The 14496-nt window shown below is 62.0% G+C and carries 9 protein-coding genes; 4 read left to right on the top strand and 5 right to left on the bottom strand.

Annotation, left to right across the window (positions count from 1 at the left end):
* Positions 1-311: 311 nt before the first annotated feature.
* Together WP12_RS16095 and WP12_RS25330 are read right to left on the bottom strand one after the other, a co-directional pair.
* Positions 312-3230 (bottom strand): Tn3 family transposase, encoded by a 2919-nt coding sequence (locus WP12_RS16095; RefSeq protein WP_046194694.1) that lies wholly within the window; start codon positions 3228-3230, stop codon positions 312-314.
* 148 nt (positions 3231-3378) lie between these two features.
* A complete protein-coding gene (locus WP12_RS25330) occupies positions 3379-3546 on the bottom strand; it encodes a hypothetical protein (protein ID WP_160299232.1) in 168 nt (55 codons plus the stop codon).
* A gap of 127 nt (positions 3547-3673) precedes the next feature.
* Between WP12_RS25330 and WP12_RS16090 the strand changes: the two genes are divergently transcribed.
* Positions 3674-4651 (top strand): hypothetical protein, encoded by a 978-nt coding sequence (locus tag WP12_RS16090; protein WP_235399171.1) that lies wholly within the window; start codon positions 3674-3676, stop codon positions 4649-4651.
* Here the strand turns inward: WP12_RS16090 and WP12_RS16085 are convergent.
* The 3 genes from WP12_RS16085 to WP12_RS16075 form a co-directional block, all read right to left on the bottom strand.
* Positions 4617-5627, bottom strand: a complete 1011-nt coding sequence (locus tag WP12_RS16085) for a ParB/RepB/Spo0J family partition protein (RefSeq protein WP_046194758.1) — start codon at positions 5625-5627, stop codon at positions 4617-4619. The two genes, WP12_RS16090 and WP12_RS16085, sit on opposite strands and share 35 nt — an antisense overlap.
* A 46-nt stretch (positions 5628-5673) precedes the next feature.
* A complete protein-coding gene (locus WP12_RS16080; protein ID WP_443027885.1) occupies positions 5674-6903 on the bottom strand; it encodes an AAA family ATPase in 1230 nt (409 codons plus the stop codon).
* A 140-nt stretch (positions 6904-7043) separates the two neighbouring features.
* Positions 7044-8120 (bottom strand): replication initiation protein, encoded by a 1077-nt coding sequence (locus WP12_RS16075; RefSeq protein WP_046194757.1) that lies wholly within the window; start codon positions 8118-8120, stop codon positions 7044-7046.
* 753 nt (positions 8121-8873) lie between these two features.
* Here WP12_RS16075 and WP12_RS16070 point away from each other — a divergent pair.
* The 3 genes from WP12_RS16070 (at position 8874) to WP12_RS16060 (ending at position 14464) form a co-directional block, all read left to right on the top strand.
* Positions 8874-9194: a single-stranded DNA-binding protein gene (locus WP12_RS16070; RefSeq protein ID WP_046194691.1), complete on the top strand. Its 321-nt coding sequence runs from the start codon at positions 8874-8876 to the stop codon at positions 9192-9194.
* 83 nt (positions 9195-9277) lie between these two features.
* Positions 9278-10177, top strand: coding sequence for a DUF7146 domain-containing protein (locus tag WP12_RS16065; RefSeq protein ID WP_046194690.1), 900 nt, complete (start codon positions 9278-9280; stop codon positions 10175-10177).
* 66 nt (positions 10178-10243) lie between these two features.
* Positions 10244-14464, top strand: coding sequence for a strawberry notch-like NTP hydrolase domain-containing protein (locus WP12_RS16060; protein ID WP_046194689.1), 4221 nt, complete (start codon positions 10244-10246; stop codon positions 14462-14464).
* Positions 14465-14496: the final 32 nt, after the last annotated feature.

Here is a 14496-nt window from a genome sequence, read left to right as displayed (position 1 = left end):
CGCGGCATGCCGGTATGCGTGGGCTGGGGGCACTTTGCAGCTCGTTTGAACGAGGACGTGCCACGCCCGCTCCCGTCCTGAACGGAATCTATGCGACTGATTTCCTCCAAAAACTGTCTGTCAGTAATATCTGCTGATGCCGCTCGATCGGGCCGTGGTTGATCCCGCATACTATGGATAGGCGGCTAGTACCCATCAGGGGTTCTCGTGACGGCAGTGCAAAAAGTGTCGCTAAGCAACCCATTGAAATTGCTGATATAATAGCGCGTCGCTCGCGGTAAGTGATTGATATCCCTCATTCTGGAGGTTTTTCATGTTACGCTCCTGATCCCGGCCGCTGGCGGTTTCCCGCCCAGGAGCCGATCCCGGTGTGGCGAGACGTCAATGGTGATGACGCCTTTGGTGTTGATATGCTCGTGCGCATTGGGGGCGATGTGCATGATGTGATGATCCGGAAAGGTGTCCGGCATTCGCGCTCGAACCTCACCGATCCGGGTCGCGTTCCACGTCATGATAACGTTGGTAAGCAGTGTCAGGCCTGATGATATCGCGGCCATTTGTTCGGGCGTGCGGCCATGCCGTGCGCCGATCGGCCCGGAATAGATCGCGCGCTGCAGGGTGTGGACCGACTCGCCTTGGCTGAGCAAAGCGTCATTCATCCCACGGAACGCCGGATCGCCGAGATAAGCGCCCAGGAAGCGGGTCAGTAACAGCCTGCCGAAGGCATCCCCTGCCTGAAACGCCTCATCGCCCCGCGCGGCGCTGCCAAAGCGGTCCAAAACGTAGGTCGCGGAACACCAACCACTCTTGGTCGATGCCGCAATTCGGAGGAGCGGGTCCCATCCCCGAGTGATGGCGCTGGTTGAGACGGTCTCGCTCACAATTGGCCGCAGGCTGGCAGGTACATCGAGGCCACGCGGGAGATAGAGCTTGCGCTTGTTCATGCCGGCCAGCCTCGGCGCGAGATCAAACCCCACCAGATTGGCCAGCGCCATACCGAAATGTGTGTGGCCATGCGTATCCACCGCGACACGGTGGAGATCGACGGCTTCGTGGCGAAGAGCCCCTTCGATAGCGGCCCCGGCTTGCCGTCGGTTCAGGACGACGGCCTGGTCATGCAGGATCACCCATTGGTCGAGCACATGGGTGTAGGTTCCGACAGCCGGCGTGCGCCGTCGCGGATCATGGCGGGCTGTCCAGAGATGGCGGGTTGCATCAAGGCTCATCATGTCGGCCGATGCCTGAATTCCGCCTCCCCACAGCCTGGTGACCGGAAGCGTCCTGAAATGATCAAGCACCAAGCGGTTGGCCGCCGGCAATCGACCATTCGCCTCGATGCGGCGCATCATCTCGCCGACTGCGTCGGCTTCAATATTGAGCGTCATGCGCGCCATGTCGGCGGCGGTCAGATCTGAGCCCAAGGCGATCAGGGCCGCGTAGAGGATTATGAGTTCATGCTCGCTTGCGGGTGACCTGCCCAACAGCGCCCAGGAAAAGCGCGTGGCGGCATCGATGGCGATCAGCAGATCCGGCAACTGGATCTTTCCGACACCGGCGAACAGTTCGCGGCGAATGGCCTTGAGCCTTTCGTCTTCGGGAGCCGCCTTGAGTTTTGGAACGACCAATCGGTCGTTTTCAATCCGGATATCGCCTCTCGACACCGCCGCATCGATGGCTTTCAGGGCCGTCGTGAGTTCATCCTTGATCCAGCGGATGTTCGCTTCCGGCTTGGCTGACACGGCGAGGTTTCGCACGAACCGTGCTCGTTCCTTTTGCCATTGCGCCTTTGGGATCAGGCGGTCCTCAGGAGCACGGTGTTCCAGGCTGTGGTCGACGCTGGCCTGCCCATTGCGCAGCGAGCGTTTGAGCAGCATGAGCGTCGCCGCCCTATAGCCGCCAAAGGCGGCCTCGCGGTCCGGTTGATCGATGAGGAACGCCCACGTCCGACCGAATGGATTGGCGGTGCCTTCCGGCAATCGTCCCATTTCCGAACCCGCCACCCGGTCCAGTGTCGTCAATGCCTGCGAAAGCGGGTGCGTCGACGGCAGGTCCAAGCTGATCGACGAAGCCGCGCCCAACAACTCACTCGCGCCTCTGCCTGCTGTCGCCAGTTCCCGCCGGACCCGGCCAACCTTCGTGGATGGACCGTGTGCGCTGGCCGGCAGGAACGGCGCCAACATGGTGCGCATCTGGTCGCGCGCGACGGAAGCGGAGGTATTCTCATCGTCGACAAGGCTTGCCAATTGCAAGACCAACGCTTGATGTCGGCGCAGTTCGTCCTCGACCGCCGCCTCGGCGCGGGTTCGGGCCTGACGCCAGAGATCGGCGATCCGGTAGTCGATCATCCCCAGACCGCCATCCGTGAGACGCAGCAGTTGCAAGCGCAGAAAGCAGGCTATTTCAATGGTCTTGCGCTCACCACGCATCCGCTTGAGCGTCGCAGGCTTGCGGTAGAGCATTGATCTCGCCTGGGCGTTCAGCATTCCGGCTGCCAAGCCAAGATGGAGCCTGTCGGCCCCAAGTTTCTTCAGAAAATCGATCTTCGCGATATGGTCGGCGAGGCCTTTGGTTTTACGGGACGCGGGACTGTCTCGAAGCCATTCCAACCGCGTCTTGCCATTTGGCATCGTCTCCGACAGCTCAAGCGGCCAGACCTTCGTCTGTTCTATCCCCACTGCGGCTACCGCGCCGGCCAACAGACCGCCATCGTAATGGCGCCGGGCGCCTGATGCAGAACTCCTCAGCCGTCGCGTTGGCAACTGGACATAGTGGTGATCACGGAGCCATGCGCGCGCGGCTTGTTCCAACTCGTCCACGAGGAATTTGTCGCCGGCCTCGCGCCGCAGAAAGCCATTCAACGCGCGTTCCCCGTGCTCGGTGAGGTCGCGCAAACCCAGTGCCTGTTTCGCCGCGTCCTGATGCTCGAACAGCGTGCGGTGGCGGCGGTAAAGCGCGCGGATTGAGGCAAGCCGGGGCGGTGCAATCCCAAGCTCGGCACCGAGATGAGCCAGCACTTGCGGCGAAATCATCTCCACGGAATTGAGTGGTGCTCCCGTGAGGCGCAGAAAACCAACCTGCAGCGCCACGCCCAACCGGTTTAACGGTCGCCGGCGGCGGCGGACGGTTCGCCGATCGTCCTCGGAAAGCGAGAAGAAATGCGCGACTTCGGGTTCGGTTAAATTCTCCGGAAACCGTTCGCAACCAAGATATTGTCGAAACGGCGCATCCACGACTCGGCCCTCCCAGGAAAGACCCTACACACCGCCGGCTGAAGGTCGAGAAACCTCACCGGTCAATGATATCAATGGGTTACAATTTTCTCGCGGCTTTTATCGCTATGTTTCAATAGCTTGCTTAGCGGCACTTTTTGCACCGCCGTCACGAGAACCCCTGGTAGGCGGCGATCAGCGGCTCGTTGACGACGATGGGCTCAACAGCCCGCATCTTCACCACCGCCCACGAGAGATCGTCGGGCGCCATCATCGGCGCCGGCGCTGTTTCCCCCGCAATCAGGGCTTTGTTGTCGAGGTGCGAGGGAAGATCCATCGGCGCAATGTGTAGCGCACCTTATAGAGAGGCGTCAAACATGGACATGTGATAAGTGCAATTATCGCATGTCCATGTTTCGACCGTATTTGAGGGGGAAACTAACTACTGACTTTGGTTTCCATTCATGACAGGCTACGCCATGGATACCGCACAGCAATGGGCCGAGCGCCGTGCCGAAACGATGCTGCAGCTCGGGCGCCTCGACGGCCGGCTGCGCGGCAGCCCCTGCACCGACATCTTTCTCGCAAAAGCCCGGCTTCACGGGGCTGTAGCACTAGCGGGCCTCGCCGGCGTGCCGATCGATTTAAGCGATCTCCAGGACTGGATCACCGGGCGAACACCCCCTCCCCGCGCCTCCGAAGGCCTCAACGATCCGATCTCGGTGGCGGCGGTATTCCACCTCGCGATCAGCCGCGACGAAGATAGTCGCGACCCGATCCTGCGGGCCACGCTCAACGCGCTCCGAACCGTGCTTGATGATCGGTCGGCGGCCGCCTTGTGGGGGGGAGAAGATATCGCCCACTTTGGGCCGCTGTGGCGAACCGTCCGACAACAAGCCGCCCTGCCCTTTCCCAAAGGCGGCCTGCGGGCGATCGCCGATCGCGTCTTCGCCATCGCCGACCTCACCCGCGCGAGCAGCGCTGACGCGGCCGAGGTCGTGACGGTCGATGGCCGCGCACTATCGCTGCCGTCACGCGCGCCCGACCGCAACTGGCTGATCGCGGTCGCCGTGCCGACGATGCTGTTCCACGCGCGCGTCACCACCCGTGTCATCCCGTCCTTCGTGCTGCTGCCCAAATTCCTGCCAGCAACACCCGCAAAATTGGCCGACATGATGGCGGAATCACTCGCGAAAGCCGTTCGTGCCGGGCTGCAGGAACTCGATGCTATCGAGACACAGGCCGTTAATCTGGTGGATCTGCTCTCGGTAACGCGCCGGAGCCGAGCTCCTTTGCTAGCACGCTTGCAACTCGCCTATCCCGGTCTTCAACCCAAGGCCGTCGCCCAATTGCTCGAGATATCGCCCCAGGGCGCGAGGAAGCTCTTGTTGGCAGCCAACGGGCACATCAGGACCAATGGAGGTCAAGCACCTCGCGGATAGCCTTCTCGGCGTCCTCGCGGGTCGCCCCGCCCTTGTTCAGCAGGGTCAAGCGGATGCCCTTGCGATCCGTGCCTTCGATCCTCAGCACAGCCTTGCCAGTCGAGCTAGATACGGTTTGTGCCAAACCTGACTTCTTGGGGGATCCTGACTTCTTGGGGCGGTCTCCGGCAAGCGTTAGCGCTCTGATCACATCGAGCACCGGCATGGCCTTGCCGGCTTCCGCCTGCGCCTCCCCTAGAACCGCAGCTTCCTTTACCACTCGAGCGCGCTTGTCGTCGGGCTTGAGGAGTGGCTTCAAGGCGATGACATTGCGGATTCCGAGTTCCTGGGGCTCGGGAAAGGCGACCATCAACTCTTCCGGCAACCGTGCCAGGTCGAGATAGCGTGTGAGCCAGCTTTCACTGACATTGATACGCTCCGCCATCGTCTTCTGCCGCCCGCCATAATAGGCGTCGAGCGCACGGAGATAATCCCGGGCGCGTTCGAGATCGGTGAGATCATCGCGCGCGCGGTTCTCGATGTCGGCAAGCCTGAACGCTTCCTCGTCACCGATTTCCCGGATGTCGACCAGGAATTTGAAATCCGGGTAATTATGCGCCCGCAGCCAGCTGATCGTCCAATGTCTGCGGGCACCGCAGATCACTTCGAAATCGATATCCGGATCGCCCGCCACGCGGCGAACGATCGCGGGTATTTCCTGGCGCCCCTGCGCCTTGATGCTCTCGATCAGGTCTTCGCAGCGCTGCTCGTTCAGCAGAGCATATTCGCGGTTGTGCCCGGACCACATCCGGCAACGCGCCGGGTCAACCAGTTCGTGGGTGCGCGTTACAACGGCGCCCGACGCGAGTTCTGCGATCCTGTTGCTACGCCCGGTGAGGACATTCGCAGCAAGGCCGCTCCGCCGAGGTGCAGCATCAGCTGTCAGGTCGATGCCAGCTGCCAGATCGGCCGCAAAGCCACTATTCTTTCCGCTCATGCGGCTCTCCATTCGTTGGAAATTGCACGCGTGCAATTTCGTCTCTTCACGCCAATGCCTCCTGGCGCAACCTGGCCCGATGGCTTGGCCACATCGATCGCACGTCCACTTCGATTTCCTGGTTCACGCCATCGAGATAAGCCAGGCAACGGTTGCGTACCTGCGAACTCGTCGCGGGGCCGTCGAGCTCGTAAACGGTCATCAATCTGGCGGTGGCGTTGTCGATCTCCGCCGAATCCTTCAGCGGAGTCCGGATCATGGCGTGCCCGAACAGGGTCCGCATAAGGTTGAGGAGTTCCTTCTGCATCGACTTGTTCTCGTCGACCTTCGAAGCGACGAACCTTAGAAACTGGAGTTCAGGCGCGAGATCGCGTTCCGCCAGTTGCTCGATGGTCTCGTCGAGCATCGAAAGGAACGCCGCGGTCGAGGAAAAATCCATCACCGTCGGCGGCACCGGCACAATCAAAGCATTGGCTGCACGCAGGACGGAGAGCGAGATAGCACCAAGAGCAGGTGGCGGATCCATCACGATGACATCGAAGCGATCCGAAATACTATCGATGCCCTGCCTCAAGCGGTCGAGCAACGCCCCGCTCCCGCGCGCCATGCGCGCCGCCAGTTCATATTCGGACTGGAACAGGCGGAGGTTCGCCGGGATAAGCTCAAGCCCGTCAAAATGGGTCTTGCGCAGCGCGTAGTCGAGCGACGTGCGCTCCTCCTCGCGGAGGTACGGATAGAGCGTATCGTCTTCGGTCAGATCGAGATCGGGAACATAGCCGAAGAGCGTGGTCGCAGAGGCCTGGCTGTCGCAGTCGATCAATGCAACGCGATAGCCACGAATCGCCAGATATTGAGCAAGGTGGACAGCGATCGTCGACTTGCCGACGCCGCCTTTGAAATTTTGGACGGCGACGACGCAGCATGGGTCGTCAGGGCTCCGGTAGGGCCGCGTCCCAAACACACCGCGCATGTCATTGATCTGCGCGAGGGTGTAGCGCTCGCGCCGGTTATTCTCGCCCCGAACGGGTTCGGGTAGCCGACCGTCTTTCTCCGCATCGCGAATCGCCGCGGAAGTCCGGCCTACCAGTTCGGCCGCCTTGCTGATCGTAAAAGTCGGCTCGCGCCGGTCATCGGCGCGCGCGCTTCGCGCAGAATCTCGCAACCGTTCAAGGACCGAAGACGTCCGGGCAGCCAATGTCGCCACCGAGACCAGATCCTGCGTCCCCTCAATTTGCAGCGCTGAAGTCACATGCCCACCTTTTGAAATTTGGGACATGGTGCACTCACTTGCGCTTTTTTGTCAATAATTTCGACAATTTCGAAAGCTGCGATGCCGTTTGGCGCCGTGGACAGCGCTCCCGAACCCTATCCTGACTCGGTGGGGGATCGACCAAATTGCACGCGTGCAATTTCCGCTTATGCTCTGCCTCGCCGCGTCACCCAGCCCTCACAAAAGCCCGTCCAGGACGAGATCAGTTTAGCGCCACGAAGCTTCTCAAGCCGGTCGCCCATCTGCCCTCGAAATCCATCCGCGATGAGGTCGATATCCCAACCACCCCCACTTCGCCGAGCGATGGCTGCAAGCTCCTCTGATCCAAAGCGGATAGACCCCGACGGAAACGTGAGGTCTGTAGCCTTCGCGACCTTTTCGGCCTTGGCCGCCGGCAGGGCCGGTGGCGCCAAACTCACTACTTCCACAGTGCCTTCTCGCCGTTGGCGACGGCCACCGGAGTGCCGCTCGAGCTCATCCACCGTCGCGATCAACTCCGGCGCATCCTTTGGTTCGAAGCGAAACTCGATTTCCGAGACTGTCCTGCCCTGCCGGATTTCCCGCCATTCCACGCGGAAGTGTGCGAGCTGATCGATCTCGGCCTTGGCCTTTTCGAGCACCTTGCGGCGCAGTTGCGCAAAGTCGGTGTAGACTTCCGGAGGAACGCCCAGCGCTGCTCGCAGCGCGGTCATGTCCCCCCGCCATGTCGCCTGCCGCCTGTGCAGTCGAAGCGCTCCAAGCTCGTAGAGCCTCAGCGCATAATTCGATCGAAATCCGAGGACCGCCTGTCTGTTCAGCACGGCATAGGTTTCGGATGCCTGGATCAGCTTGCGAGCGTCAGGGGTAAACTCCCACTCGATCCACCCTGCCTCCCCGCCGTCTTCCTCGGTCTCCTCGCGTGATCGGGAGATCAGTGAAAACAAGGTCGTCGCCTTCTTGCCTCGCCATGACTTGTCGTCGACGGCAAACAGCGTCCGATGCAACTCCTGAAGCATATCGGTGATCCGCTCGTTGCCCTTGTGGCCGCGGCGAATGTCGGCCTTGCGCATCCGGTGAGGCTTGTCTTCCCAAGCATCACCACCAGCAGCAAGGATCATCAAGGCCAATAGGCGCGACGCCGTGAGGCTAAGCGACTCGCCTTTGACGAACTTAACCTCGATAATATTCCCGGGCTTGGCAAACTCCTCGCCGCCTTTCGCCCGAAGTGCCGCAGCAACTCGCATCGCGCGGCCTGGAACTGCTTCCTCAGCCTCGCCATCGACTACAACTGCACTATCGCTACCTTCGGCTTCCATGCCATATTACGATCAGAATCAGGGCTCGGGACCTATTTGCTGCCTGACCTGACCTCCTTCGTCAAGTCAGGTCAGGATACTGACGGCTTACGCGCCCCCACGCGGTCAGGATGGAATAAGCATGGCGAAGTCAGAAACCTCTGGGATTCCGCCGAGTCGCAATGCAGCGCAGATCATTCGCCGCGAACGGCGATTTTCTGCAAATCTCCTCGCTCACAACGCCCAACCTGGCGTACTTTTGCTGGTGTCCCTTCCTTCCCCCAAGCGGTCAGGGAAGCCCCGATTGGTCAGGAAAGACCCCCCAATGGGACAGGCATCTGCCCCCGAACGGTCAGACAAACACCCCCATGCGGTCAGGTAGTTCGGCATAACAGGCTGTGATTAAACAACAATCTGGCCGCGAATTAGAATCTATTGAATCATGAATCCTTCCGCTGCGAGCAGCGGCGTTGTTTTAGAATGATTCTTGAAGGGCAGAGACCGATTCGCAGAGCCTTCGGGCGCCGAACAAGATCGCCTGGTCCCCCTGTCTGGGGGGATACCTCAGAACTTACATCCCACGGTAGCATCGAGGAACCGCGCTCTTGGCAAAACTGCCGACGATCGAGGTGCTCGGCGAACCGACAGCAGCTGGATCACCGCTTCGTCATCACTCCGGGCGCACTGCAGTGAGGAGGTAGCATGATCAATTTCGCCAAATTCGAGATCATCGGGCGAATCGGCGAGATCGACGCCAAACCCAAAGTCACCAACGTCTCGGTCTGCGCCAACTATCGTCGACGCGGCGAGGGCGATCAGTGGACCGAGGATAGCTACTGGAACAGGGTCGTCATCTTCAGCGACGGCCAGCGAAAGTATATCGAGGAGAAGGCCCAGGTCGGTGATCTCGTCCGGGTCTCCGGCCGGCTCCGCGACAGCTCCTACGAGCGCGACGGCACCACGCATTACACGACGGATCGCATCGTCGAGGAGTTCGGCGTCCTCGCTTCAAAGGCAGCATAGATCGATCGTACCTCGCACCGATCGTTCGAGAGGAGAGGTAGCATGCGCGGAGCGAAACTTGGATTTCGCGAGGAGCTTCGCCCATGCCCGCAACCATCGATGCCGCAGTCCGCGCAAAACAGATCGTCGAAAGTCTCGGCGGACGTTGGTCAGGATCGCGGGGTGAATGCCGTTGCCCGGCACATGACGATCGATCGCCAAGCCTTTCGGTCCGCCTGGGATCGAAGGCCATCCTCTTCAAATGCTTTGCGGGATGTACGTCGATTGATATTCTGAAGGCGCTCGATCGACAGGGTTTGCATGATCGCGCCCCGATCCACGTTGAGCCTCATGCACCGGCTCGCGACCTGAGCGGTCTCGCCAGGATATTGTGGCAGAACAGCATCCCGGTCGATGGGACACTGGCTGAGGATTATCTCCACGCCCGCAGTCTTTATACACCGTCGCCCGAGCTACGGTTCAATTCTCAAACGATCATCGGCAAGGGAAAGGATCGGCGCAGCCTCCCGGCCATGATTGCTGCCGTGAAGAACGAACTGGGCCTTGTGGCGGTCCACCGCACTTTTCTCGATCCCACCGACATTCTCCACCGCCCATTCCGCAAGCCGAAGCTGGCTTTGGGCTTGCTCGGAACCGGCAGCGTCCGGTTTGGAGAGCCGGACGATGTCCTGGGGTTGGCCGAGGGGATCGAAGATGCCCTGTCCGCTATCGACTGGTTCCAATTGCCGGTGTGGGCCGTGCTTGGTGCCGAGCGCTACGCCCATGTTGGCATCCCATCCCACGTTAGGCGTATCATCGTGTTCGGCCAGCGGAACAAGGCAGCCAAGGCCTGCCTGGCGCGCGCGGGCGAGCATCTGGCCGGCAATGGGCGCCGGGTCGAAGAATGGCTCCCATCTCATCAAGATGATTGGAACGACGCGCTACGCGATCGGCTTGCCCGCAATGCCGTCCCCCGGGCCGAGATTTCTGTTCACTCCCGTTAGAGAGGAGAGGTGGCCTTCGGCGAGGTGGCCCGGTGACGACCATTGGGCAAAACCGAGGAGCTTCCCATGCCCGCAGCCATCGCATCAGCCGACCTTGAACTGGACTTCTCCGACCCGGCCATCATCGCAGCGCACGAGATCGCCCGCGTGATCGCAAGCAATGTGAGCATCGAGCGACCAGCCCTGATCGCCGCCATGACCCGCGCCTACGGTTCGAGCGCGGCCGACGGCACATGGTCGATCCGCGACGCTTATGACGTGCTGGAACTCGGCCAGGTGCTGTTCCTCGCCCGTGCGTCGATGCCGGATGCACTTACCGCCCAGCTTGCCGTGGTGGCAGCGATGACAGCGCGCCTGCCCGTTCATAGCGTCCGCAGCGAGAAGCAGATCGAGCTTCAGCAATTCTCGACGCCGGCTTCCCTGGCCTTGCTCGCTGCCCGCCTCGCCAACATCCGCGCCGGCGAAACCGTCCTGGAACCATCGGCAGGGACCGGGCTGTTGGCGGTGTTTGCGCAGCGTGCCGGCGCCTCGCTGGTCCTGAACGAGATCGACCCCTGGCGTCGGAACATGCTCCAGGCGGCGTTCCCTGAGGCTCGGCATTTCGGTCACGACGGGGAACTGATCGACGATCTTCTCCCCGTCGAAATCTCTCCCGACGCCATCCTCCTTAATCCTCCATTTTCGCGTAGCGATGGTCGTGGAGCAGACCGCGTGGCGGGCCTGCGGCACCTCCGGGCATCGCTGACCCGCCTCCGGCCTGGTGGCCGCTGCGTGGTGATCCTGCCCACGAGGGTCGATACGCAATCCCCGGAATGGCGCGTCGCTACCGCCGGGGCCGGCATCCTCGCCCAGCTTGAACTTCCGGCGGCCGCCTATGCGCGGCACGGAACTTCGCAACCCGTCCAGATGGTGCTGCTGCGCAAAGGCGGCGATGGCGCGGCCGCGAAGATCGTCTGCGCAACTTTGGATGATGCGTTGGTCGCCTGCGAACGGGCCGCCTGTGCGCCAGAAGCGCAAATGCCGCGAGCATTGCCAAGCCGGTTCAAGACACGGCCCGCGTTGCTCGGCGGCTTCCGGCGCCGGTCTGGTGATATCGCGCCGGTCAAAACGGCACCCCCCACCTCCAGCGCCGAGCCGATCGCCTACGAGGTTTTCGAGGATGCGGCGCCAGTCGGGGCGCCGTCTGGTATCTATCTGCCGTACCGTCCGAGCCGCATTTCTATCCACGCCGCGCAGCCTCATCCGACGGCGTTGGTAGAATCGATCGCGATGGGTTCGATCGCTGCTCCAAAGCCCGGCTATGCGCCCATTCTCCCGCCCGAGCTCGCGCTCAACCGGACATTGTCGGATGCCCAGCTCGAGACGATCATCTATGCCGGCTCCGCGTTCGAGCGAGATCTGCCGGGGCGGTTCCTGACCAAAGACGAAGGGCTGACCCTCATCCCGGATGAAGCCGGCAGGCCTGTTCGGACGGGTTTCTTCCTCGGCGACGGCACCGGCGCCGGCAAAGGCCGTCAGGTCGGCGCGATCGTGCTCGACCAATGGCTGCGGGGGCGCCGCAAGCACATCTGGATATCCAAAACGGAGACCTTGCTGGAGGATGCCCGCCGCGACTGGACAGCCGTCGGCGGCCTCTCGCTCGACATTCAGCATCTCAATCAATGGAAGCTGGGCACGCCGATCGCGGCATCGGAGGGCATCCTGTTCCTCACTTACGCGACGCTGCGTTCGAACCGGGGTGATCGCGGCACGCGGCTGCGGCAGATCCTGGACTGGGTGGGCGACGATTTCGAGGGCATGATTGTGTTCGACGAGGCCCATGAGATGGCCGGCGTCGCAGGCGGCGAGGGTCGGTTCGGCACTTCGAAGGGTTCGGAACAGGGGATCGCCGGGGTCCGTCTCCAGAACCTCCTTCCGCGTGCCCGGATCCTCTATGTCTCGGCAACAGGCGCGTCCGACGTCAACAATCTGGCATATGCCACGCGCCTCGAACTCTGGGGGCCGAGTACCGCCTTCGCCGATCGGCGGGATTTCGTCGAAAGCCTGCGCCGGGGCGGTATCGCCGCAATGGAACTGATCGCCCGCGATCTCAAGGCGCAGGGGCTCTACGCGGCTCGGGCGCTGAGCTTCGCCGGCGTCGAATATGACGTCCTCGAACATCGGCTGACACCGGAACAAGTCGCGATCTATGACGCCTATGCCGATGCTTGGGGTATCATCCACCGCAATCTACAGGCCGCGCTCGACGCGACCAGGATCACCGACAGCTTCAGCAAATCCACCTACAATGGCGGGGCCAAGGCGGCAGCAATCTCGATCTTCGAATCGACCAAGCAGCGGTTCTTCGCCCAGGTGCTTATATCGATGAAACTGCCCTCGCTCATCCCAGCAGTCCGGGCTGATCTGGAACGCGGCGACTGCGTGGTCATCCAGCTCGTGTCGACGTCGGAAGCCATGCTCGATCGAACGCTGGCCGGGCTCGACGCCGAAGCGCGCGCCAATCTCGATATCGAGCTCTCGCCTCGGGAGTTCGTCATGGATTATTTGAACGCGGCGTTCCCGACGCGCCAGATGCGTACGTTCACTGATGACGGCGGCAATATCCGGTCCGAACCGATGATCGACGAAGACGGCCGGCCCGTTCACTGTCTTGAGGCGATCAAAATGCGCGACGCGCTGCTCGAAGAGCTGGGCGCGCTGCCAGTGGTCGGTTCCGCGCTCGACCACATCATCGGACATTTCGGCACCGACAGCGTGGCCGAGGTCACGGGACGATCGCGCAGGGTCGTCGATGACGGCCGTGGCGGGCAGCGCATCGAAAGCCGCTCTCCGCGTACCAATCTTGCTGAAACCGATACCTTCATGCGCGGTGCCAAGCGCATCCTGATCTTCTCGGATGCTGGAGGTACAGGGCGAAGCTATCATGCGAGCCTGGACGCAGAGAACCAGTCGCGGCGAATCCATTATCTCCTCGAGCCGGGCTGGCGCGCCGATGCTGCCATTCAAGGGCTAGGGCGGACGCATCGAACCCATCAGGCCGTGGCGCCGCTTTTCCGGCCCGTATCGACCGATTGCCGTGGCGAGCGGCGTTTCATCTCCACGATTGCACGCCGCCTCGACAGCCTCGGCGCGCTGACCCGCGGCCAACGCCAGACCGGCGGTCAAGGTCTCTTCGATCCCCGCGACAATCTCGAATCGGACTTCGCCAAAGAATCGCTCGTGACCTGGTTCCGGCTGCTATTCGCCGGGAAACTCGCCTCGATCGGTTTCGCCGACTTCCAGGCCCTGACAGGTCTCAATCTCGAGGGTGAGGGCGGCGGCCTGGTCGAGGAGTTGCCGCCGATCCAGCGATGGTTGAATCGGATCCTCGCGTTGCGGATCGCACTTCAGAATTCAATCTTCGACGAATATCTCGGCCTCATCGAGGCGCGGATCGAGGCGGCCCGGGAAGCCGGTACGCTCGATCTGGGGGTCGAGACCATCAATGCCGAGCGCATCACGATCCTTGACCGGACGACGATCCGCCGAGACCCCGTCACCGGCGCGGTCACGGAGATCCTGCGGCTCGAAACCGAGCAGCGCTATCGGCCAGTCGGGCGTGATCGGATCGAATGGCTTTGCAATGACGGCGCGAGCCGGCGCGTCGTCAACCGCCGCTCGGGCAAAGCCGCCATCTGCAGTCCGACCCATTCCCTTACGGACGAGGAGGGCCGGCCTGTGAAACGGTTCGAGCTGGTGAGGCCCACCCGCACCGAACGTCACCGCGAGGACTTGTTCCTCGAAACATTGTGGGAGGATGCCGAGGCAAGCGAGTTCGCGCAGCTTTGGGATGCCGAGGTCGAGGAGATGCGCCATCGCACGCGCACCGAGACGATCTATCTCGTCACGGGGCTGCTGTTGCCGGTCTGGGGCAAATTGCCCGACGACCACGTCCAGGTCTGGCGCCTGACGACCGAGGATGGTCAGTCGTTGCTCGGCCGCCTTGTGCCGGCACCGGTCGTTCCCAAGATCGCGGCGGGCTTCGGTGTCGAGGGCGCGGTGGATATCATGCCCAGCGATCTTGTCCGCCATGTGCTTGGCACCGGATCGGTCGAGGCGGTTGGTCCATATCGGATCAAACGGAGCCTCGTCGCCGGCGAACAGCGTCTTGAGCTGCTCGATTGGCCGGCAAACCGGCTCTCCGAGTTGAAGGCGCTCGGCTGCTTCTCCGAAATCATCGCCTACAAGACCCGCTTGTTCATACCGCAGGCCCGCGCGGAAGCCGTGATCGCGGCGGTGCGGGCATGAGCGGGGCGGTAGCGATCATCCTCCGTCGTCTC

The organism is Sphingomonas sp. SRS2, from assembly GCF_000971055.1.
Taxonomy (GTDB): domain Bacteria; phylum Pseudomonadota; class Alphaproteobacteria; order Sphingomonadales; family Sphingomonadaceae; genus Rhizorhabdus.
Note: the sequence above shows the minus strand (reverse complement) of the source record. Positions and strands in the feature narration are given on the sequence as shown.